The organism is Pelosinus propionicus DSM 13327, assembly GCF_900114615.1.
Taxonomy (GTDB): Bacteria; Bacillota; Negativicutes; order DSM-13327; family DSM-13327; genus Pelosinus; species Pelosinus propionicus.
The window spans coordinates 1-23030 of sequence record NZ_FOTS01000060.1; the positions used below are offsets into that span (position 1 = coordinate 1).

At 37.8% G+C, this 23030-nt stretch carries 28 protein-coding genes; 19 read left to right on the forward strand and 9 right to left on the reverse strand.

Going from position 1 to position 23030, the window contains the following annotated elements; genetic code table 11:
• Positions 1-89: 89 nt before the first annotated feature.
• Complete coding sequence (locus tag BMZ99_RS22105) at positions 90-563, reverse strand: tyrosine-type recombinase/integrase (RefSeq protein ID WP_090943030.1); 474 nt, start codon at positions 561-563, stop codon at positions 90-92.
• 178 nt (positions 564-741) lie between these two features.
• Between BMZ99_RS22105 and BMZ99_RS22110 the strand changes: the two genes are divergently transcribed.
• The 6 genes from BMZ99_RS22110 to BMZ99_RS22135 all read left to right on the forward strand — a co-directional run bounded on the left by BMZ99_RS22110 (position 742) and on the right by BMZ99_RS22135 (position 4956).
• Positions 742-1398 carry a helix-turn-helix domain-containing protein gene (locus BMZ99_RS22110; protein ID WP_090943033.1) on the forward strand — a complete coding sequence of 219 codons (657 nt, stop codon included), beginning with the start codon at positions 742-744 and terminating at the stop codon, positions 1396-1398.
• A 737-nt stretch (positions 1399-2135) separates the two neighbouring features.
• Entirely contained in the window at positions 2136-2318 is a 183-nt protein-coding gene (locus BMZ99_RS27645) for a helix-turn-helix domain-containing protein (RefSeq protein WP_407670202.1), read from the forward strand.
• 25 nt (positions 2319-2343) lie between these two features.
• On the forward strand, positions 2344-2613 hold the full coding sequence (locus BMZ99_RS22120) for a DUF6809 family protein (protein ID WP_090943039.1): 270 nt from the start codon (positions 2344-2346) through the stop codon (positions 2611-2613).
• A complete protein-coding gene (locus BMZ99_RS22125) occupies positions 2607-2918 on the forward strand; it encodes a hypothetical protein (protein ID WP_090943042.1) in 312 nt (103 codons plus the stop codon). Before BMZ99_RS22120 ends, BMZ99_RS22125 begins: the two co-directional genes overlap by 7 nt.
• 22 nt (positions 2919-2940) lie before the next feature.
• Positions 2941-3522, forward strand: a complete 582-nt coding sequence (locus tag BMZ99_RS22130) for a hypothetical protein (protein WP_090943045.1) — start codon at positions 2941-2943, stop codon at positions 3520-3522.
• Positions 3523-3759: 237 nt separating this feature from the next.
• Entirely contained in the window at positions 3760-4956 is a 1197-nt protein-coding gene (locus BMZ99_RS22135; protein WP_090943048.1) for a DEAD/DEAH box helicase family protein, read from the forward strand.
• Between the two features lie 803 nt (positions 4957-5759).
• Here the strand turns inward: BMZ99_RS22135 and BMZ99_RS22140 are convergent.
• Positions 5760-6362, reverse strand: coding sequence for a ParB/RepB/Spo0J family partition protein (locus tag BMZ99_RS22140; RefSeq protein WP_090943051.1), 603 nt, complete (start codon positions 6360-6362; stop codon positions 5760-5762).
• Between the two features lie 652 nt (positions 6363-7014).
• On the opposite strand from BMZ99_RS22140, the gene BMZ99_RS22145 reads away from it, so the two are divergent.
• The 10 genes from BMZ99_RS22145 (at position 7015) to BMZ99_RS26550 (ending at position 15529) form a co-directional block, all read left to right on the forward strand.
• Positions 7015-7311 carry a hypothetical protein gene (locus tag BMZ99_RS22145; RefSeq protein WP_090943054.1) on the forward strand — a complete coding sequence of 99 codons (297 nt, stop codon included), beginning with the start codon at positions 7015-7017 and terminating at the stop codon, positions 7309-7311.
• A 561-nt stretch (positions 7312-7872) separates the two neighbouring features.
• The gene (locus BMZ99_RS27650) at positions 7873-8064 is read left to right on the forward strand and encodes a helix-turn-helix domain-containing protein (protein WP_090935191.1); all 192 of its coding nucleotides are present in this window, start codon (positions 7873-7875) and stop codon (positions 8062-8064) included.
• 85 nt (positions 8065-8149) lie between these two features.
• Positions 8150-8362 (forward strand): hypothetical protein, encoded by a 213-nt coding sequence (locus BMZ99_RS22155; RefSeq protein WP_090943057.1) that lies wholly within the window; start codon positions 8150-8152, stop codon positions 8360-8362.
• Between the two features lie 37 nt (positions 8363-8399).
• Positions 8400-8759, forward strand: a complete 360-nt coding sequence (locus tag BMZ99_RS22160; RefSeq protein ID WP_090943060.1) for a hypothetical protein — start codon at positions 8400-8402, stop codon at positions 8757-8759.
• 102 nt (positions 8760-8861) lie between these two features.
• Positions 8862-9512 (forward strand): hypothetical protein, encoded by a 651-nt coding sequence (locus BMZ99_RS22165; protein WP_090943063.1) that lies wholly within the window; start codon positions 8862-8864, stop codon positions 9510-9512.
• A gap of 2 nt (positions 9513-9514) precedes the next feature.
• The gene (locus BMZ99_RS22170) at positions 9515-10153 is read left to right on the forward strand and encodes a hypothetical protein (protein ID WP_090943066.1); all 639 of its coding nucleotides are present in this window, start codon (positions 9515-9517) and stop codon (positions 10151-10153) included.
• 81 nt (positions 10154-10234) lie between these two features.
• A complete protein-coding gene (locus BMZ99_RS22175) occupies positions 10235-13924 on the forward strand; it encodes a phage tail tape measure protein (RefSeq protein WP_090943069.1) in 3690 nt (1229 codons plus the stop codon).
• 112 nt (positions 13925-14036) lie between these two features.
• A complete protein-coding gene (locus BMZ99_RS22180) occupies positions 14037-14705 on the forward strand; it encodes a hypothetical protein (protein ID WP_090943071.1) in 669 nt (222 codons plus the stop codon).
• Between the two features lie 344 nt (positions 14706-15049).
• Positions 15050-15280 carry a hypothetical protein gene (locus BMZ99_RS22185; RefSeq protein WP_090943074.1) on the forward strand — a complete coding sequence of 77 codons (231 nt, stop codon included), beginning with the start codon at positions 15050-15052 and terminating at the stop codon, positions 15278-15280.
• Positions 15281-15364: 84 nt separating this feature from the next.
• Complete coding sequence (locus tag BMZ99_RS26550) at positions 15365-15529, forward strand: hypothetical protein (protein ID WP_175490663.1); 165 nt, start codon at positions 15365-15367, stop codon at positions 15527-15529.
• Between the two features lie 125 nt (positions 15530-15654).
• On the opposite strand, the gene BMZ99_RS22190 is transcribed toward BMZ99_RS26550, so the two are convergent.
• From BMZ99_RS22190 to BMZ99_RS22210, 5 genes are all read right to left on the reverse strand, one after another.
• On the reverse strand, positions 15655-16098 hold the full coding sequence (locus BMZ99_RS22190) for a hypothetical protein (protein ID WP_090943077.1): 444 nt from the start codon (positions 16096-16098) through the stop codon (positions 15655-15657).
• Positions 16098-16553: a CBO0543 family protein gene (locus tag BMZ99_RS27470; protein WP_090943079.1), complete on the reverse strand. Its 456-nt coding sequence runs from the start codon at positions 16551-16553 to the stop codon at positions 16098-16100. The genes BMZ99_RS22190 and BMZ99_RS27470 overlap by 1 nt, the downstream gene beginning before the upstream one ends.
• A 117-nt stretch (positions 16554-16670) precedes the next feature.
• Positions 16671-16790 (reverse strand): helix-turn-helix domain-containing protein, encoded by a 120-nt coding sequence (locus tag BMZ99_RS27655; protein WP_090943081.1) that lies wholly within the window; start codon positions 16788-16790, stop codon positions 16671-16673.
• Positions 16791-16887: 97 nt separating this feature from the next.
• Positions 16888-17091 carry a helix-turn-helix domain-containing protein gene (locus BMZ99_RS22205; protein WP_090935220.1) on the reverse strand — a complete coding sequence of 68 codons (204 nt, stop codon included), beginning with the start codon at positions 17089-17091 and terminating at the stop codon, positions 16888-16890.
• Positions 17081-17308, reverse strand: a complete 228-nt coding sequence (locus BMZ99_RS22210; RefSeq protein WP_090943083.1) for a helix-turn-helix domain-containing protein — start codon at positions 17306-17308, stop codon at positions 17081-17083. Before BMZ99_RS22210 ends, BMZ99_RS22205 begins: the two co-directional genes overlap by 11 nt.
• Before the next feature lie 200 nt (positions 17309-17508).
• Here BMZ99_RS22210 and BMZ99_RS22215 point away from each other — a divergent pair, with 200 nt between their 5' ends.
• On the forward strand, positions 17509-18141 hold the full coding sequence (locus BMZ99_RS22215) for a recombinase family protein (protein ID WP_090943085.1): 633 nt from the start codon (positions 17509-17511) through the stop codon (positions 18139-18141).
• Positions 18142-18503: 362 nt separating this feature from the next.
• Here the strand turns inward: BMZ99_RS22215 and BMZ99_RS22220 are convergent, their stop codons facing one another.
• A complete protein-coding gene (locus tag BMZ99_RS22220) occupies positions 18504-18695 on the reverse strand; it encodes a helix-turn-helix domain-containing protein (RefSeq protein WP_217645129.1) in 192 nt (63 codons plus the stop codon).
• Positions 18696-19435: 740 nt separating this feature from the next.
• On the opposite strand from BMZ99_RS22220, the gene BMZ99_RS22225 reads away from it, so the two are divergent.
• Both BMZ99_RS22225 and BMZ99_RS22230 read left to right on the forward strand, forming a co-directional pair.
• Complete coding sequence (locus tag BMZ99_RS22225) at positions 19436-19966, forward strand: hypothetical protein (protein WP_139214821.1); 531 nt, start codon at positions 19436-19438, stop codon at positions 19964-19966.
• A gap of 760 nt (positions 19967-20726) precedes the next feature.
• Positions 20727-21548, forward strand: a complete 822-nt coding sequence (locus BMZ99_RS22230; protein WP_090943091.1) for a DUF2935 domain-containing protein — start codon at positions 20727-20729, stop codon at positions 21546-21548.
• A 251-nt stretch (positions 21549-21799) separates the two neighbouring features.
• Here the strand turns inward: BMZ99_RS22230 and BMZ99_RS22235 are convergent, their stop codons facing one another.
• Entirely contained in the window at positions 21800-22990 is a 1191-nt protein-coding gene (locus tag BMZ99_RS22235) for a pyridoxal phosphate-dependent aminotransferase (protein ID WP_090943093.1), read from the reverse strand.
• Positions 22991-23030: the final 40 nt, after the last annotated feature.

The following is a 23030-nucleotide window of genomic DNA, read 5'->3' on the forward strand; positions in this document are numbered from 1 at the left end:
ACTGTCAAAACTACATCGGTGGTAAACTTTTTCGATATCACTACTGGTAAACTAATTCAGTATCAAGTGGTAAAGAAATTCATTGACATTCACACGTTAACTGGATTTTTCTTAATATAATTCTTCTCGATTGCTTTGGCTAAACAGGATTTAAGGATAGAGAAGATATCTTTCTTTGTTCTTGGGGAAGACTTCATATCTACAATTAACCGCTGCAAATCATCGGTGGTAACCTCTTGTAATTTCTTATCACCTAATTTTGCCGTAATATGCACTTTAAGCAACGTTTGATAGGTGTTGAAGGTAGTAGGTCGCAACGAAGGTTTTTTATATGTACTCAGCCAATGATTAACCCATTCTTTTAACGTCATTGCCGAAGGCTGAACATAAACGTCTAGGAGTATGTCTGCCTTGTACTTATCGAGTTTAGCCTGTACATTCTTTCGAAGTTTTGCAGAGAATGACTTGGTTTTCCCACTGGCATCTGTGAATTCCACGACCCAGAAGATACTCATAGAGCCATCTTTGTTTTTACGTTCGCGTTTGAAATATGACTCAGCCATAGATTACACCACCTTTTGCCTTAGTGATTCCATTGTATACCTATGTATGAAATTGGTCAATCCAAAGTTAACTATGTCATGAAATAAGGTAATCATAGGGATTTAGATTGATCCAGTGGAATAACCTTGACTACCGTGGAATAATTAGATACAATGGATTACAGAGGTGAAACGTCATATGAAGATAAATCCTAGGATATTTTGGGCGAATGTTAAATCATTGAGGATAGAAAACGAGTGGAGCCAGGCACAATTAGCAATCCAAATTGGACTTGACTCCAAAACTTACAGCAATAAAGAGCGAATGGCTCCAAAGGTATCTGTGGACTTAGCTCAAAAAATTGCGGAAGTCCTTCAAACAACAGTGGAAGACCTCGCGGCAGGGGATGAACCCACTGAACCGCTGTTTGATCCTGAGATAGTGAGCTTTTTCAATGCGGTGAGAGCCAAAAGGGAATCAATGGGAATAAACCAAAAAGAAATGGCAGAAAAACTTGGTATGAAGCCTAATAATTGGAATAACAAGGAATCTGGCAAGGTTGCTAAGCTATCTACTTCGTTAATGGAACAGATTGCAAGTGTTTTGAATTGTACAGTGGATGAACTACGAGAAGAGAAGAAACCTGCTGAAGATGCAAAGAATGTAGATCGAGTACAAGTTGTTAGCAGTGATATAGAGAAACATAGAGAAGTAGTGACATATGGTAACCCATTATGTGATATAAGTCATTTAGAAGAACCTATCCAAAAATTTATAAGTAAAAAAGAAAATAAAGACATAATAGAAAAGCTAATAAAAGATTTTGTCTTACGTCGATATATGGGAGAAGAATAAATCAATTTTATATAAACAATGGGCAGTACCACACATAGGACTGCCCATTGTTTATTGAATGGGAAATGATTGGAAAGTTTGAGTAAACTGAGTTGAACCACTGTGTAACTGGAGTAGTTCTATGAATATCTCTTAAGAGTATATAGCTGATCTTCAGGAAACCAAGGGTTGATGATCCCATTAAAAGGTGCACAATCAAAGGGTTTATAGGAGTTAGTTGCTACTGGTGACTTGGTTAATCTGTAAAAAAACAGTGAACACGTAGAATCATTGTATTGATAAAACAAAGCAACCATTGACAGTTCTGATCGTGTCTGTTATTATAAAAAGCAAGGCAATGATTCTACGTGTTCACTGTACTTATCAATTTATAATAGGGGTGGTAATATGCAGTAGGTTATCTTATAAATACATATAGGGAAGGTGATTCATTGAAAGAAATAGGCAAATGAAAAACTACCATCTTCGACAATGGTAGTTTTGGGTTTACTAGCTATGTGCTTGTGTCAGTAATATTGTTTGCAGACTTTATTACTGAATTAGTATTGGTGATAGATAATTAAATTTAGTATGAGAATTGACTATGATACATTTTTGACGAAATGTAACTAATAGCCAGTGTCTTTCTTATACAATTCATACTATATCACAATTTTACATTAATTGCAAGCATTATTATTATGCACGGATAAAATAGATCGTATACATTAATTGAAAAATAAAGGGAGGGATCTTATATTAGTAACAATTATCTTACAGCGGAAGAGGTAGGCAAAATGCTACAGTTAAGCACTAAAAGAATATATGACCTTGCTCAACGTCGGCAAATCCCCGGGCTCAAAATCGGTAAATATTGGCGCTTCAATGAAGAGAAGATCTTTAAATATTTAGAGTCACGGTACGGTAACGGTTATCAATAAATAAATCGGAAAAGGGGATTATACAATGAATAACAACATCAATATATTAGCCAATGCCAGCTATGAAAGTAACATGGGTATCAATGCACCAGAAGCCAAGGAAATCAAAGACAATAACACTAAGATAGCCAAGTTATACAAGGCACTTAAGCAGAGCATTCCCGAAGAGTTGCACGGTTTACTCTTTGACTACGACAATTTGCAGGGTGAGACCGCAGCTATCATTGAGGAAAATGCATATCTCAAGGGGTTCAAGGATGGATATGCGGAGACTAAGGGAGGTAAAGAATGTTAAAATTAGTACCTAATACAAGCGAAGAAGGCAAGCGACTCACAGAGATAGGCGAAGAGATATGGGATATAGTTGTTAAATCTAAGGGTAATAAAAAGATTGAACGTATGAACGCCTTACATGAAGAACTAGCGTTCATCATGGCAAATACATTGTCAATGGTCAAAGATGAATACCAAAAAGACAACGATGCACACAGCCAACTCTTAGACCAACTATATTACTTCTTAGAAAGCAAAGATCAATTAGAGGAATTCGATGAGTACGTTGAGTCAGTGATCAACATGAAACCAACGGTATTAAACTAAAATAAAACTGAGGAGAGATATAATGAAAAAGCAAACAATCACCAATGTTAATATTATTAAGTCGTTAGTTAATGGGTTCGATAAGGATTATTCAGATTCAGTAAACTTTGACGAAGGATTTATTGCAGATGACGAAGGGAATCTGAATTTCAAAGAAAGTTTATTTGTTGCGAGAGCACACGGAATTAGAGAAACAGATGGAAAAGAGCATGGTACTTGCATTGCAGTGTATCAAGAAAATGAAGATATTAGTGATAGTGATAAGGATACTTATGATGTCTTTGTAAGTACCGACTTACAATCTATGACTATTTATAATGGATGCATAGAGGCTAAAGCATTAAAAATCATTGAAGAAAACAAAGAGCTAATTCGCTTTAGTGATTACGTTACAATAAAAGCTGAAATTACACATCAACCTATATGCCATTTTTGTGGAAGAACACTAGCCGAAGTTATCTCCAATACAAAAAATAATGACAGCGATATTATTATAGCAAGAGGTGGGGGTGGGATTTGCTTACAATGCGCTAATGTGGCGTTCAATATATTTGAAGCTAAAGAGCCTAATGAATTTTTAATGCATCCAGGGGCAATATTCTAGGATTTCTTTGCTATGTACCTCGTTAACCTAAAAATAACCTATGGGGAGCCTAAGAACTCCCCTCCTTACAAGGAGGAACAATGTCCAACATAACATACTTACACGCTTAAACCCTAGGTATTTCCTAGGTTCAATTATTACTAATACTAGGGGTTCGATAGTTAGTATTAAATCTTACTTAGATTCAACACAGGCGATTTATGGCGGTCATGAAATACGATAGAAGGGAGCGATACATTGATAAAAGTGATTGATAGTGTCATGGGTAGCAATAAAACTAACTGGGCAATCCAATACATGAACGATAATCCTCATAAGAAATTCATGTATATTACACCGTATAACAAGGAACTATCAGACAGGGTTATTCCACAGTGTCCTAATTTGAAATTTAGATTTGCGAGGGAAGGGCAAAAGTTTGCAGATTTTAAAGATAGTTTAATTAAAGGTCATAATATAGTAGCTACACATGAATGCTTTAAGAGAGCAGATACAGAAGTGGAGGCTTTATTAGAAACTAGTGGATATACTCTGATACTTGATGAAGTCTTTGACGTTGTTGTAGATATAAAACTTGCAAAATCTGATGTTGACCTTATATTAAACAGTCTTGCTACTATAGAGGAGAATTATTTAGTGTGGACTGACGAAACATACGAGGGAGAATTTAGCAATATTAAGCAGATGGCAAAACTCAGAAAGATTTTAGTCTTTGACGATAGTTTTTTTCTATGGCTGTTCCCTATAGAGCTCTTTCAGAAGTTTTCCGAGGTATATATCATGACCTACCTTTTCCCTGCACAGGTACAGAAACATTACTTTGACTTGCATGGGATTCAATATGAGTATTACAAGGTATCAGAAACGACACCAAAGCATTACGAGTTAATTCCCCATGACGGAACTATTAACAATGATTTCAAAGCACTCATTAATATTTACGATGGAGATCTAAACGACATTGGCAAGATGAATAATGGATTAACTAAGACATGGTACGACAAACCCAGTAATAAGGCGAACTTAGCTAAGCTCAAGAATCATATTCGTAATTTCTTTAGGGATATTCACAACGCTAAATTTAAAGACATCATATGGACAACTTACAAGGGGTACAAAGAAAAGCTAAAAGGCGATGGTTATGCAAGTTCCTTTGTAGAATGCAATTGTAGAGCTACTAATGTATACGGTGATAGAACCTATGTTGCATATTGTGTTAATTTACATCAACGTCCAATGATAAAGCGGTATGTTAACATGAGCACTGAGCAAGAGCAGTTATGGGCATTATCGGAGATGTTGCAATGGATTTGGCGTAGTGCGATAAGGAATGGTCAAAGAATAACCTTGTATATACCTTCTAAGCGCATGAGAGAACTTTTGCTTCAATGGTTAAACAATGAAATACAGCTTGATTATTCATTTGGAAAATAATGTTTCTCAGGTTCAATCTGAGAAAAACGCAAAAAAGTCCAGCATTTCTGCGGTCTCAAGGGGTGTAGGTCTTAGAGTATAAGGAGTACAAAGTTTATCTAGGGAATGTACAATGATTGTCACATGGTAGTACTTAAGAATCATAGCATTCTAAGTCTACATTGCAAATCTGTGATAAAGACACACAGGAGATCAATGGAAGGTTTAGCGTTACTATGAAACTATGGTTCTTAGGCATGCTGTTCTTAGTACTATGCTAATTCGTAAACTCCAGAACCGTCCTCAGACGGTATGAGATATAGAACCTTGTTTTCGTAACCCTTCCATAGTTATCTGAGTATCATAGCTATTCATATGGTATCTATGGTTATCTGTGGAAAGATTTATCACAGTATTTCATAGTGTCATATGGTGACTATGGGTGCTTAGTATCCTAGGGCAGTTATGCTAAAGCATAATCCTATATCCTCGCTACGCTTCGGTATAGGAACACGATTCATACAGGATAAAGATTACGATATGGCATACAAATTATGAATACTGTTATGTATGTTAATCGGTTACTGTAATTGATATGCTTAGTGTGAATTCGAAAGGTGAGCGTTAGCGAATCTTCGTATGAACATTGCCTCAGCAATAACCTTCCTTAGTATCTATGGTCATCTAGGATTATCATTGTTCATCTGCAAAAATATCTATCGCAGTAATTCAATGATTGCCCTAGTTACCATAGCTGACCTTAGTATCAAGGATACCTGGAGGCGTTACGAGATTCAGTGTATACCAAAGTGACCAGTACTGAGCTATGTTTTCAGCTTAGTGATAGCAATGATAACATCGGACACCTTGACCTCTGAGACATCCAGGATCTCCCTGACTCCCTTTGGCAAATCATTGACTCTCTGTACTACTTCCTTGGCTCCATCGTAATTCAAATGGTTATCACGGATATGCTCTGCAACTTTAACCTGGAGTTGTTCCGTGGGAGGCTCATGTTTGGAACCGAGTTGTGCCAGGGGACGGGCTTGGTATGCTGTGATTTTCTCGGACTTCACCATAGCTTTGACTTCTGTGGGATAGCCGGCGAGGTTGAGGAGACTGTCTAAGTAACTCTTACCTATACCTAGTTTGCTCGCTGCTTCTCTTATGGTAAACTTTGTCCCCTGAGAGGACAACAATTCCTTGATAGTCTCTGCCTTCTCGACTTCACTAAGGTCCTTCCTTTGTAGATTCTCAGACAACATGATCCAGCTCTGCTCTTCCGTAGTTGCCTCCATGACATTGCAGGGTATTTCAGACCACTGGAGTGCCTTGCAAGCCTTGTATCTTCGCTCCCCTGCGATGATAAGGAAGTTGTTACCGAAGGGAGTTACAGTGAGTGCATTGATGAGCCCGACCTCTGAGATGTCTACCCTTAGTACCCTGTTACAAGGTGTTACATCGCAGGAACTTGCGACGCCATGCTATCCCTTGCAGTACAAAGGCTCACGATGTCTTACCATAGGTGTTACAATGGTAAAATCTAGGTGTTATATGTAAAATGCCTATGAAGGCAGTGGAGATCTAGGTTTACAGTGATCTTCTAAGGTGTTATAAGGATGGTATAAATTGTACTGTATTCTTTGTAGATATAGTGAAACTGATGAATATTCTTTGTTGCTATATAACAGTGAATACTAGGGATTGCCTGGATACTGTGGTTATCGGTGTGGCATTGAAAGCCATGGATGTAATACTGTTTTAAAGAATGTATACCATCATAGAGTTATAGGCAACAAATAACTATTGTTGATTAACATTATATCGTATCATATTTACAACAGTGATGTAAAGTGATAGCCTCATATTTCGCGTGTATCGAATTTACAAAGCAATCAATACAAACTATCGTATACCTAGTTTCAGTGATAATTGAATGCAGGCAATACCTGGGGTTAATGGCATTGTGACACACTCATGAGGGCAAAGTAGTAGTTTGGATAATCGTAGTATTTACACTGTCAATAAAGAAGGACTTATGATAGAATATAGATACTTATAAAGATCGGAGGCATACCCATGGAAGCAATATTGCAGCAGTTATTAGAAGGACAAGGTAGATTGTTCGAAGAATTGCAAGATATTAAAAGGGAACAAATTGAGCAATCACAGGAACTTAATGGTATCAAGGAACAGCTTGATAATATGCAGGGGCAACTTGCGGAGAATACACGGTTTATCGCTGCTTTATCCCAAGATGTAGCGAGGACAGCAACCAGAGAAGACATTAATACCCTAAGTGCCAGTATAGAAGCTTTGAATACTAGATTGTTCAAACAGGAATCAGAGCTCATACTATTGAAGACTGCAAAATAACAATTGACCTGCTGAGCAGGTTTTTCTTTTATCTTGAGCAACTTTATAAAACCACTGGAAAGCCAGAAAAGCTAATTTGACACCTTATGAAGCATTGATTTTCCTAGTGCCAATTATTACTAGAATAAGCTTTGATACTAACTATAGGACAATGCTTAAAATTCAACAAAGGTCAACTATGGAAGTCAAAAGATATCCTAATGGTGTAAACGTGAACCTACAACGCATTGGGTGACACCGTAACTTATGGGGTCATAGATCCCCTGCCACAAAATATGCACTGTGAAGCCTTAGTATTGCTGGGGTTTGTCTAAGGAATGCCATTTTTTGCACTGTAGTTGAGGGATATTTTAAGTTTAACAAGCGGATATTCATTGATTTTATGGTGTAATCTTTGAAACCTGCAAGACAAGGAAATCTGTGGGCTGCAAGGGTGTCTTAGTTATAAAAAGTATACTTATTTGTACTATATGTATAGAGAGACAATTCTAGTCTAGCGTAAGCTAGGCTATTTTTTTAGTCTGTGTACTATCAAATGATTGTTGAAGGAGGTGGGAGAAAATGAAACCAGTGCTATCCAAATTAAAACTAAAGAGGTTACTAATGTGCAAAACACAGCAGGAGGTAGCAGATAACATTTCTATTAGTAGATCATACTTGGCTGCTATTGAGAACAACAGGGAAAGAATGACTGGGGAATTATTGAAAAAATTCACATCATACTACAATTGCCAATCTACAGAGCTAATTTGAGGCAGTCTTATGGACTGTCTATTTTTTTTAGTATGTGTACTATCAAATGATTGTTAAGAATTAATTCAGAAAGGATGGATGAACAATGGACGCAGCTACAGAAAAGATTTACCAAGACCTCATATCAGAATGCATGTGCATGGAAATCGTACTCGAAGGAAGCAGGGAATATGAGCTTGCAGAGAAATATCGAGAAAAAGGGCAGGAACTCATTGAGGAATTTGAATATCTGAAGACTCCAGAAGGCTGGCAAAGATACCTAGAACATCAAAGGGAGGCTGGCAAAGACAGTCAATGATAGAGACTCAGTATATTACTAGGAGGTCGATGCTTATATGGGAGAAGCTGAGTATGATGAGGAAGTCATTGATTCAATGGAAGAATCTTTAGATGAGCTCAGGGAACTGGAATCTGAGGAAATCACTGCAAACGATGATTACAACTTTGATGATCAAGAAGAGCTTAGTGCCGAAGTCGCTGTGACTCCACCTAAGAAGACCCGAAGGAATAAACCTATAATACCTTTATCAGCAACACCGCTTGAAGTATTCATGTTAACCTATGATTTCACGATTGCTGAAGTTGCATCAGTCACAAAGTTATCTCAAGATACTTTGCTTGATATCATCCGTGGCGATATGCCCACAGAATACCAAAAGCAAAGAGTTAGGCTCACTACAGGGGTGAAACTTTGATTAAAAGAGTAAAAGCCATTATTAGCAAAGCTGAGCTAAGAAATCATATACAAGCAAAACGGAATGCCAAGGAAGAATATAAAATATTAAGGAGGCAAAACAATGGCATATGATTCTACTGCACCAGCAAACGATAGTTACCTAGCAGACTTTCCCCCTGAAATGCGCGAACAACTTAGGGCAATCATTAATGACCAGATTGTCGATGCACTTACAGTATTGGGATTATCCCCTGGAAATGCCACAGGGAATATCCCAGTATCAAATGGAACTCTGAATGTAAATCTGAATGCTGATAAATTAGACGGATTGGAGGCGAGTGCATTCTCAGTAACTGGCCATGTTCATAGCGTGGCTACGACATCAAGCGATGGCTTTATGAGCAACACAGATAAAACTAAGATTAATGGTATTGCTACTGGGGCTCAAGTTAACCAGAATGCCTTTGGAAATGTCTTAGTTGGATCAACGACAATCCAGGCCGACAGTGTAACCGACACCTTGGAGTTAGTCGCAGGAGCAAACATTGTATTAACCCCAGATGCGACGAATGACGCTGTTACCATTGGAGTAACTGGGACAGTAGCCAATGCAACCGCAGCAACTACGGCAACAACATTGGCTACAGCGAGGACTATTGCAACCTCTGGAGATGCCATAGGAACAGCTACGAGTTTCAATGGGTCAGCTAATATAACAATACCGCTTACTCTCGCAGCCAGCGGAGCAACCGCAGGACATACAAAAGTGTAACAGTGGATGCAAAGGGAAGAGTAACCGCAGGAACAAACCCGACAACCTTGGCTGACTATGGCATCACTGATGCTGTGTCTAGCACAGGAACCGCAGCAAATGCAAGTAAGGTCGGTAATTATTCCCCTGCTGCTACGAATACTGCGTCAACAGTCGCTGTCAGGGATAGCAGTGGCGACCTAGTAACTAGGCTCCTTCGACAAGAATACGCTACTACAGGTGGAACCTGTGCTTATATCTTAGGGCAAAATGCTGTAGGAAGTGGTGCAGATAACTATGCAAGACCGATACCATTGGCTACACTTAAGACAGCCTTGGGAGTGACTGATATAACTTCTCCTGGATCAGCACCATCGTTTGCTTGTAGAGCGTGGGCAAATTTCGACGAAGGGACTACCGTAGTTATAAATGCAAGTGGAAACATTGCTAGCGTTGTAAGAAATAGTACTGGTAATTACACTGTTAACTTTGCTACTGCCATGCCTCACGCTAACTATGTTGTAACAGCATCAATCAATGCTACAGCTTACAATGACTGGGTGTTTCAGCCTCGCAGCCAAACCACAACGTCATTTATTTGCGACACTAAGCATGGTAGTTCTTATGGAGATGTTAATTTACAAATAGCTGTATTTTGCTAAGGGGGCAAATCAATAAATAACATGAGTAGGGCGAAGGTAAAATACTTCGCTCTTTTCTTATGTACAAAGGAGATCAAATAAATGGACAATGTAATAAGTACTAAGATTGTCATGGATGTAAAAGAGGCTATACAGGGCATAAAGCAACTCGAAGAAGCCTTAAGCAAGATCAAAGAGCAAAATAAACGGAGTACTCCAGTATTGTCAAGTATGGGCAAAGATATAAATTCTGCTGAGAGAGTTGTGTCTGCTGGTGTATCCAATATTAATAGCAAACTAAGTAACATTGGCAATGTAAAAACCAGCACTAAATTCTCAGACTCATACAGTAAAACAATCAATGATCTAACAGTGCAAGCCGAGAGATATTACAGGCAATTCCAGGCATCAGGGAACCAAGAATTTCAAGATAAATATAAACAGTTAATCCCTGTTATTAGGCAGCTAAACGCAGAGCAACAAAGATTCAATAGGACACTGGGAGTATCGGGGGACACCCTTGGTAAACTGGGTAGTACTTTAAAAAGTCATTTATCCTATATGGCTACAGGTGCTTTAATCGGTGGAATCATTGGCATTCCTCTTGCTATCTCCAATGTAGCCAAGGAAACTGAGGTATTAACTCAGAAGATAAGGCAAAACTTAGAACTCGCTGAGCAGTACCACGGCAATAATCAATTATTAGAACAGGATTTAAAGAGGCTAAATGACATTGCTGGAGTTTTTGCTGTAGGTTATGGAGTAGAGTTAAAGGACGTTATGGAATCAATGCAAATCCTCAGTAGACGGTTTAAAGATGTGGAATCCATTGCCTATCTTACTTCAGCAGCAATTACAATGAACAAATTAGACTTTGTGGACCTAAAGAAAGCCTCTTCTGACTTAGAGGCGGTAATGTTACAATATGGACTTACAGCGCGAGGAACGAGGGATTTTATCAATGACTTTTCCATTGCGGTACATGTGGCGAGAATTACAGGAACGGAATTATTGGATGCTCTACAAAGGTCAGGGAGTAGCTTTAAACAGTTCAATATGGGAGCGAGGGAAAGTATTGCTGCTGTAGCTGCATTAAGCACTGAAACAGCTCGTACAGGAAGTGTTATAGGAAATACATTCAAGTCGGTGGCTGCTAATTTTAGTATGAAAAAGGCAATCGAAGCACTAGACTCCTATGGAATCAAGTTATACGACGTAAATGAGCAAGGTATGAAAACCATGCGTCAAGGAGCCAACGTATTCCAAGAATTGCAGGGGTTATTTGGACGCTTAGATGATGAGGGTAAAAGTAAGTTGGCTTTGGCAATTTCTGGAGGAAAGTACCAGGTAAATGCTATGATGAGCTTTCTCTCAGATGCAAATCAGAACTTTACCACAATACTAAATGAAATCAAAACAAAATCTTCAGATGAAATGACAGCTTCATTGTTTAAACTTGGGTTAGAGACTTATCAGGTAAAATTAATGCAACTTCAGGCTTCTATGCAGGTCTTTAGTAAAACTATTGGTGACGATGTTCTTCCAAGCCTCAAAAATATGGTAGATGGTCTTACAAATGGTGTTATATGGTTAACTGAGAATCATGAAGCGGTGAGCAAAACAATGTCTGCACTTGTGGAACTAGCAAAGGTCGTTACAGCATTCTATGTTCAGCAAGCGATATCAAATAAATTAATAGCCGAAGGAACAATTCTACTTAGAGGAATGTATTTACTCGAAGGTAATTTCACAGCAGCCTTTGCAGGTATGAGAACGGCATTAGCAACTTTCTCAGCTACAGCAGCAGCAACATGTATTCAGTTAGCTGCACTATACACAGCAATCAATGTAATCTCTGCTGCATATGATCGAATGAGTGATAAGTCAGGATTGACAGGACAAGAACAAGATATATCAAATCAGTTAGCAGCAGTGGAAGGGAATAGAAAGACAGCATTAGGAATGAAGGCTAGAACTGGGTTATCCGAGGATGAAATTAATAAAATCTATGATGATCAAGTCAATGATCTAAGAGGCAAACTAAGCAGTATTCAAGAGCAAAGGAAAGCAAAGGACAACGAAGCCACCAATAAGGCCCAAGAAGAATCAGAGAAAAATTTCAAGGCTATCATTGAAAAGGCGATGGCTTCAGCCACAGTCAAGCCACCAGAAATATCTAATATGATACCCGAAAAACAGGGACATACTTCTTCTACAGGTCTGAAGGCACCCCCTGATAACTCAGAGCAAGTGTTTCGAAGGGACAGTGGCAGACAACTGGATCATGAACTTAAAACTGCAAAGATCAGTGCGGATCAATATGCGAGTGCATTGGAATTATTATCAGCTAAAGAACATATCTTTGGTCAATCTACAGAAATCAATGCTACTAAGCTAGATTTAATGAATAAGCGAGTATTGCTACTTATTGGTCAATCTATGCAGTATGAAGGCATGGCAAATGATTTTGAACAACAAGCCAATGATAGGGTAGCTTCTAATAGTAAGTTAGTAGAAGAATTAGATAGGCAGAAGTTATCTTGGAACTCATTGACCAAGGAAGAGAAACAGGAGTTTATCCAAAAGTATAAATCATATATAGAAGATGAAAAAACTTTGAATAAATTGTTAGAGCTCGCAGATAGGGCTCGGGTCGCATCATCAGAAACACGCAGAGAAGCAAATAAAATTGGTATATCTACAGCCGAAATGTCAGTAGACTGGGCAAAGCAAGCCTATGAGAAATCTATGACTAATGTTGACAATAATGAAAAGCTGGCAATATTACAGCTTGGATACAACCCCGATATACTAGCGAAAAAGCAGGAAGAACTTCGTGCAGCTACAGAAAAACTATATCTTGCAAAGCTGAGACTCAAGGAATTAGAAGATGAGCCTTCGACCACAGTGGAAGATCTACAAAAGCAGAAGATTGCCGTACAGGAATTGACTAACGAAGTTTCAAAAGCCATGAATGTAGACAAAGATAAAATAGTCAATAGCTTTGTGGATGTGTTGGATTCCTTACTGCTAGAAGGCGAGAAATTCAGTAACATATGGAAGAAATTGTGGAAAAGTTTGGCTAAAGATGCACTTGCCGATATTGCGACTCATGGAAAGTCTCAGCCTACTAGCCTACTAGGGCAGCTATTGAATGCACAAAAGAGTATTACACAAACTCCCAGTGCTGGCAGCGGTTCCAATGTCAGAACCAACACTTCCTCAGCCTTATTCCCTGCCAACAAAGACTGGCTAGGCATGGCATCGTCAGTCTATGGAGCTAGTGCTACCCAGAAAACTTCCACAGATACCACAGATAAACCCAAGACCACAGACTACTTGGGGCTTATAGGGCAATTCTCTAAGCTGTTCAAGTTTGCCGATGGAGGCGTAGTATCCAAGCCAACCAACGCACTCATTGGTGAAACTGGGGACACTGAGGCAGTGATTAACCTTGGGAAACTCCAGAGAGGTGACAAGAGACAAAAGGGACTCCTTGCATATGCCAATCAGCACCAAGGAACCCATGTAACTGCCAACGTTTCTCAGAGAACCATGGATACAGCGCAGCAAATATCACAGAATGCAGCGGTGAGCAGGGAGCACGTCACGGAACTACAGAAGTCCAATGTACTCATGCAGAGACAGTTGCAAGTCATGACATACATGGCAAACCAAAGCGGTAACAGCAAGGGTACTGTGACGCAGCCTGTGGTGATGAAACAAGATATGTCTGTAGAAGATTTTTCAAATCTATATTCCAAGGCGATTTCTTTAAACTATCTTAAATAAGGACAGCTTTAGGCAGATAATGAAAAATGAAAGCCAATGATATACGTAGAAAAAGAGAGCCTTACTTGGCTCTCTTTAGTATTTCTAAGATAAACGAAGGAGGCAACGATAAATGAAGATCATTGATAGAAACTCTATGACATACGAAGTTATACCACTAATAGTAAAGGATAGTATGGCAATTACACAGTTACTTCCTAAAGTTATTGATATGCTAGGGGTAACCCAGCAATTAGAGGGAAAAGGGATTTCCTATGGCAGCCATACTTATACATTGGATGAACAATATTCAGCATTGGTCGAGATGCTAAGTATAGTTACCAAAGGCAGCAATGTTGAATCCTTTGACATAAGTATGGCAAGAAAGGTTATATTGCACGTTCTAGGTCTTGATAAGCCACCTATGCCACCATTGCCTATCCTTGCATCCCTGGATAGAGCAGGTGTATTGGATAAGATTATAAAGGAAAACAAAGGAGATGTGGCAACTATGGAAAAAGAGATTACTACAGGAACACCTATTATTGATAGGAATGGGGATTCACATATTGCATATAGTTACCTTATTAAAGATTTTCATGAGTCAATGGAACTCTTAGAAAAAGTCAACGTATTCAATATGTTGGAGAACCATGAAGAAGAATCATATGAAGCTATGATAAAAATCGTGTACTTAGCATTGGGAAAACGTTATACAGAGAAAAAGCTATTGAAGTTCGTTGATGCAGAGTTTATTCAGAAGGCTATTAGGATTTACTATGGTTTACCACAGGTATCATAGTATTACGACCTCCTAGCTTGCGCTGTGTTGAATATGAAGAGGCTTTGAATACTAAGTGTTCACTGGGTAATTTGAGTAATAATTGGAGCCTTGTACATCAAGGGTTTTACTATATAAACTGCATAAGACTGAAGAGTACTAGTGTAAAATCTAGTGCTCTTTTCTTTGTCTTGAAAGGATGATCGATGAAAAACGTTGTTTGTCCCAAGTGTGGGTATAGCCAGACTTTCCCCGAAGCAGTCCTAGAAGATTATTTCAAATACAAATGCAAAGTTATTTATTGTGGTCAATGTTACTGCAATGGTGAACAGAATATTATATGTGAAATACAGGAGGCAAAGTGAATGATTAAAATTGTATTCGTAGGAGATACAGGGCGTAAGATATACATTGGGAAAAAAGAAGTCTATGACTCCTGGCATCCACCGACAATCAATGAATTATCACAGATTCTTAGAGCCTATGAAATTACTGAAGGCTTTGGCAATCTATACCACTACATTGCAAACGGGGGCATATATCAGGGGAATCTCAAAGTAACTGCGAGTTACGAAGGTGGCTGTATAGATCATTAGAGGACTGCCAGAAATATATAGTGATTGCTAAAGTAGAATTTCTCAGGTATAATAAAGACAAGTATTATATTGGGAGGAAATGGAATGAAAGAGTTTATTTTGGGAATGATTTTATTTACATATACTTCGATTGAACTTAACGCTCAGTTTCATAACGGACTTACACACGCAGTAATGATGATAACAACATTAAGCACTATATCTTTGATTGTTAAAGATTTATATGTAAGATATTGCCGAGTATCATAGAGTACGCAAAGTAAAGTACTGGTTTTATCATGGGGAAACCTATGGTAAGGCTGGTGCTTATTTTTGTTTCTAGGGCTATGCTCGTTTTTATTGATTTTCTTTAATGTTTTGAAATGGTAATAATTCTAAAGTCGTCTGAAAATATCAAGGTTTTTCACAAGGATATAATAGATGGGTGGATAACATAGAGCGGAATACCAGAGTTTCCATTCATCATAATAGAACCAACCAGCCTTGACGGAAGACCATTCATAAATTAATGAAAATACCACCCACCCAGTAATGTACTTGGCCTTACTCATCCATGACATGGTAAATGGGTAATAATTTAAGAAGATGATGTTCAAAGCAGGGTATATTCCCAAAATAGGAATGAGCGAAGCGAAGTCAGGCCCGTGAGAAAAGTAGCCGTAATAATCGTATTTGAGGTCAAGGTAGACATCAACATTTATTTGCAACATTCCAGCGAGGAGACTGGTTGCGCACATCTCCTGTCTGGTCAAGGTCTTCGGTATATAATAGGCAATCACATTAAAAATCAGAATAGAACCAAAAAGATGTAATAGCATTACTCATCTCTCCTCAACTTCCACAAGTGCAACTCTCGATGAAAGAAGTACAACAGTGTAAATATTATCCAGTCGGCAAGATACGACCATCCCATATGCCACCACAATCCATAGTGCATGTGTCCCATATGAACATGTAACCATTCAAGAGTAATGCTAAGGAGCGACCATGCGAACCAATAATGTATCAAACGCAAAGTAGTCTTCTCTTTAGGCAACCATTGAATGAATAAGTAAGTGACCACCGAATAGATCCCAAAGGCATCCAAAAAAGCGATAGGCAAAGGATGTTCTCCTGTATACTTCCAGAGAGAGTGATATACTATTGTGAGATCGCTAGAAAACGCCAAGGTGATTGAAAGTACACAGACGGGCATTATCTCTCTCCAACGTTTCTTGTCTGCAAATATAAGCCAACAAAGCCATGCAATTGCAAAGCGAATGAAATAAATCATGAGTACTCCTACTCCTCACGTAAGGCACAGAACTATAAGGTTAGTTATTCCCATAAATGGAAAATCATACTCGTATCGAAAGTAGGCTGGTGCTTATTTTTGTTTCTAGGGTGCCTATTAGTAATTCCTATTCTTAATTTGATCAAGTATCCATTTATCGAGTTTATCTTTGTGTATTTTCCAGCGTCCACCTACTTTGAATGCAGGAAACCCTTTGGATTTTGCAAGAGAATACATAGTAGATTCATTTTAGTAGATTCATTTGACTTTAAGTACTCCGCAGCTTCTTTCATGGTAAATACTGGACTTTCAAATGACATAATCTTATCCTCCATTAATAGCATTGCTTTATAGTCTTATTCTTTAGCTCCCATTCGATCAATTCTTCTAGTTCAAATTTATGTATTTTCCATGAGCGCCCAATCTTTAATGCAGGGATATCATTAGAAGCAATTAGCCTATATATGGTTTCTTTGGAGAATCTAAGATACTCTGCTGTTTCTTTTACGGTCATGAGAGGACTTTGTTTAGTCTCCATGTTGTTCCCTCCCTCTTAGTGGGGCTCGAAGTTCCGCCAAAAATGCTGGATTTTCTTTTACCCATTCATCAAGTTTTTCTTTATGGATTCTCCAGTGACTACCAAATTGAATAGCAGGGAACTTGATACCTCCAACTGCCCATGCAGCTCTAGATAATGGTATATTCAAATATTCCGCAGTTTCTTTGACATTAAGAAATGGACTTTTGATTGGCATAAAGATTACCTCCTTTAGTTAATGAAAGCAGCGTTCAATAAGTATACATTGATGAACTAATTTAATACCCCTTAAAACACGGTTTACTAACGTTCGAAAAAGTTCTTAAAATAATAACGAACGTTCAATTAAAATTATTGACATTGTTGAACGCTTTTGATACAATAAGTACAAGAGATAAACAACAGGGGGCGTACATCATGAAACTAGGTTATGTTAGAGTAAGTGCCAAAGATCAAAACGAAGGCAGACAACTTTTGAAAATGAGAGAATTAGGAATCGAAGAAAGATTCATCTTCATAGATAAACAATCTGGCAAAGATTTTGAGCGTCCCCAATATCAAGCAATGAAGCAAGTTATCAGAGAAGGTGATATAATTTATATGGATGCACTGGACAGATTAGGCAGAAACTATGATGGTATCATTAATGAATGGAAGTACATCACAAGAGAACTTAATGCTGACATAGTAATACTAGAGAACGAAACTTTATTTGATAGCCGTAAGTTCAAGGCTATGGATACAGTAGATGTTAATGGGGAAAGGGTAGGCATGGGTAAGCTATTGGAAGATCAGTTCTTATCTATGTTGTCGTATGTAGCAGAACAGGAACGCATGAAGATAAAACAACGTCAAGCTGAAGGTATAGCCTTGGCTAAAGCAGAAGGTAGAGCCTACGGCAGGCATAAAGTTGCTATAGATGATAACTTTATTGCAGCGTATGATCAATGGAAGAACAGAGAAATAACAGCGGTCAAGGCTATGGAGTTAGCAGGTATGAAGAAGGTTACATTTTATGCAAGAGTCAAAGAATACGAAGGTCAAGCATAGGCATATCATAAATAAACATAGAGTGCTAGGGGTTAGCAAAGGCTAATACTTTAGTACTCTTTTATTATGTAATAGCGATGTCTTACCTTGTATACTATGGCATGTACACTGTTTAGGCTATGCAACATCTATGATATGCACTGTTCTACTTGGTGTCCTCTGCTCTCATAGGTGTACTGTGTGCTCGATATATAGTATATATGTACACTGTGGAGGGGTACGGTGATATTTCACCGCCAAAGTGCCCTTTTATATAAGGTACGGGGCGCGGTATTGCCTCAGCCTACTGTGAACGCCAAAATATCACTGGAATCCTATGCCACACATAGACCCCCTGGGTGATTTTCGATATGCCTTTTACGTTAATCGCTGTAGTCATTACTATACTTTTTCTCTAGGTATTTCAGCACTTTAGCCTCATCGAAACGCCATAAATTACCTAGCTTTACAGCAGGAATCTTGTGTTCCCTCGCGAGTCTTCGAATACTACTCTCTGGAATCTGAAGTAATTCCGCGATACGTTGAACCTGGACATACTTGGGTGTAGTCTCCACAATATCACAACCTTTTCATTTTCTATGAATATACTAAAGACTTCCTCACAACGTCATGGTTAGGCTTTATTTTGATTTACATAGTAATGCATAGGTGCATATCTGAATTTTAGCCTAAGAAAATCATGATTGCAATAGTTTATACTAAATAACAATAATTATTAAAAATTATCAAAGGAGGTATGAGGAGCTAAAAAATTAAAGGGTAAGAAAATCTGACCTTTTAGAGACTGGCAGAGGTCACAAAGTTAAATGCAACCATGGATTGCATTATCGCCTCGCAGAAAACGAAGTGTTTAAGAATTTAAAGGTGACCACAGAGCACCTTTAAACAACTTAAATTAAATAAGAGTGTAGCACTTATTTTAGAAACAACCAGAGCTACACATGTATGTCATTGTTACCCATCTGGGGAGCCAAAGTATATCCATAACACCATGGTATTGTATGACCTGCTCCTCAGTCTGTAAGGATGCACGGAAACAGTGCACCCCTTGGAACACAGGGTACGGTGAAATCCCTGAGTTAAAGAGGGAACTGCTTTCTTCGGTAGATACGGTATTATCACTGTGCGCCATGGGTTCCCAAGTTGTTAGGAATTCCTATGGATAAATGGCTTCCATAGATCGCGTGTGTTGAATCTTAGAGGGGTGTCCATAGTAAAGTATAGGGTGATTTTATTCTAAGGTAGCGATGATTTGAAAATAATTACAGGGAAAATAAAGGAATAATGTCAGTTTATGCCTAAGTTAGCTGAGTATAATAATATAAATGGGGGCTATGTTATGAAGCGCGTGTTATTACTTGTGGTATTGTTTATGCTTGTATTGGCGACTAGTTGTTTTGCTGAATCCTCTAGTAAAGATATTTTGAACAACTATAAGGATATAAAATATGCATTAGAGGCTGGTGTCAATTATAGGGATTTTCGAGATTTGTATATGAAAGCCAATCTTGCTTATCGAAGATTCTCTGATGAAAACAAGGAAAGCGTTGAATTAAAAGATTTCAATAATGCGATTTATGAAGTGGATGATCACTATAAGTTTTACTCATACTTAATGTCAGCTTATATAGAAAGTTCGAGTAACATGGTAAAAATACTTCCGAGATACAAAGAAAAGTACCCTGAATTAAAAGATTTAAAGGAAAATGATGGTAGGTACTATCCAGAGTTAAAGGGATATGTCTCTGTTTGGCAGATACTGCTCTACGTGCCAAAATATGAAAATTCGTTTATAGAAGCTGCAGAAAAAGCTTTGCCCAAATAATTCATGCTCAAAGAAGAGTTAATATTCATATCATACTGAAATAATCAGTCATTGACCTGTCTTTCATTGCAAAAACATATATGCGATTAGAGTATACTTGCAGTAATTCTAATAAAAAGCTAATAGATAAATGCTATATTTCAGCCTCAAAAATACAGTAAAACGTACAGTAGGGACAACGGAACTATAAGGAACTAAGAAAATACTGTATGAAAAATAGATGAATTTCGCGGAATTGAAACAAAGAAAAACCCTTATAACTAAAGGGTTCAATGGCAACATAGCTATCACTCAGGAATTCAGAGTTGATCGTTGACATCGAAGAGGTCTGCGGTTCGAGTCCGCCTAACCCCACCAGTAAATTCAAGCCTCCGCGAGTATGCGGAGGCTTTTTTATGTTGATTTGTACCATATTTCATTTTTAAATGGATATTTCCGAGTAAATAGTTTCCATATGAGGACATTGATTTATTTGGGTTGATTTTTTTATTACTCAAGATGTTCTGGCATAACTGATGCTGCGGATATAAGTATCAAGGATAAAAGATTTTTTAAAATGCCCTAAGTTTTTTCTTACTGCTGCAATATCTATACCTTATGTAAAAGATATGGAATCGTGCAAATGTCGTAGTAGATGTGGTGTAAAATTAAATAGATCATTTGAAAGCGGAACTTTTTTCATTGTTATGCTATAATTATGACTCAATATTGTTCCTTTTTACATATTGTATAGTAAATATGTAAAAAAGGAGAATTCAATGTGGATATATTTTGTTGTGAAGTAAAACCTTATGAATGTCTGAATATGAAGCGTGTTCAATTCTGGCTCAGAATTATGAAAGAGCACTCTTTATTTATGAAACTTGGTTTTGCGTGTTCTGATGTTGAACTTATACGGGAAGCAGAAGAGTTTTATAATATTTTTGAAAACCTTGAAAAACAATCATGTAAGATAAAGTGCGATGAAGACTTTATGAGTTTTGTCTGTAGAATTATGGTTGCGGTTAAAAATATCTTTTCTTTTAAACGTCATGTATTGCATCTAATTATTGAATGTGAAATTGGCGGTTATAATTATCCTTTATTAATAGATCATATTTCACGTGAAGCTATGTATTTTTTGAAGCTTCTACAAAAAATACAAGATGGTGAAATGGAGAGCCCAGTCGATTCTATTGTTAGTGACAATGTTTTTTGGCTTAGACATATGGCAGATCATGCAAGGTTTATTATAGGTTTACTTGATCCTTCCGAACGAGGTTTTGTAGAACAGGCTAATGCATTTGCAGTTCAGTTTGAACGGTTACAACTTCAGGCTCGCGATTTAGATAGTATGTTATGGCAATTCCGTCCCAATAATGATCTTCTGAGATTTGAGATGGATGCAACTAAAGCAACAATTCAAATTCGTGATTTTAAAAAAGCAGCTCGAGATTTAATTTCATCTTGTAAAATAGTCTCTTTGATCCCTCCATTATTAGCTGACCATGTTTTGCGTGAAGCTGAATATTTTTTAGAAATACTTGAAGAAATAAAAGATGATATTCGTATTGATGAACCAATAATTAGGTGTGATTATTAATATGTAAACAGAGAATGAAGGCCACTTTGATGGCACTTTTCTTATACTTAACGGCTTACATGTGTAGGCCGTTTTCGTATGTTTGTTTAAGAGGTTGAAAAACATAATAGTATTCCATCAATCTGTAGCAAGAAGACAAGTAGATTTGGGAACGGGGACAGCTTGAATCTTCCAAAGTAGAAAAAATAGTCATTTCATGATGATAGCCAATGAATTGGTATCATCATGAAATGACTGTCTCTTTTGGTATGTTACTTCTGCCCTTTAATTTCTTCCGCCAATGATTTAAAAGCAGGAATAGAATTTTTAATACTCTTAAAATCAACGCAATAAGCCAATCTAAAGTATCCAGGGCAGCCGAATCCACTGCCAGGTACAATGAGGAGATTGTGTTTCAATGCGCGTTTTGCAAATTCGATGTCGTCAGGAATAAGGGATTGTGGAAATAGATAAAATGCCCCCTGGGGTTTTACGCAGGAATATCCTAACTCGATCAGATTATTATATAAGAAATCACGTCTTTTTTTATACTCATCAGTATTTACAACCGCGTCTAACGAATCGGCGATTACTTTCTGGAAGAGGGAAGGGGCATTTACGAATCCTAGTGTTCGATTACAAAAAATTATGCCATTGATTAATAAATCTACATCAGTGATACTAGGATTTACTGCAATATAACCAACACGTTCGCCTGGGATGGCTAAAGATTTACTGTAGGAGTTGACAATGGCAGAATGCTTGAATATCTTTAGAATGTTGGGTACTTCCACTTGATCATAGACGATTTTGCTGTAAGGTTCATCAGATATGACCAGTATTTCTGAGCTAAATTCTGTTTCTTTAGTTTCCAAAAGGGCAGCAATCTTTTTTAATGTTTCTTCGCTGTATACTACACCTGTCGGATTATTGGGTGAATTGATGATGATTGCTTTACATTTAGGTGTGATACTTCTGGCGAGAAGATCTAGAGACGGTTCGAAAGTCTGGGGATCTGCTGGGACAACTACAGGTTTCCCACTACAGTTTTCAATATAAAATAGATATTCAACAAAATAAGGTGAAAAAACGATTACTTCATCTTCGGGATTTAAGATGGTCTTTAAGACAACATTCAGCCCTCCAGCAGCTCCACAGGTCATGATGATATGATTTTGTGTTACAGGCAAGCCACTTTCCTCAGAAGTTTTTTCTGCGATTTTCTCTCGGACTTCTGGGTGTCCAGCGTTGCTCATATAACGATGAAGGCCAGTGCAGTCGTCTGACGTATATTTCTTGATGGCATTTTTTACTTCTACAGGTGGTTCGTAGTCAGGATTGCCCAAACTAAAATCATATACATTTTCTGCACCATGAATCTTCCGAAGTTTTGCTCCTTCCTCAAACATAGCGCGTATCCACGAAGATTTATTAATCTTATTGTAAATATTTTGTGAAATCACGTTAATACCTCCTGAATTTTGTAAATAGAATATTTTAAGG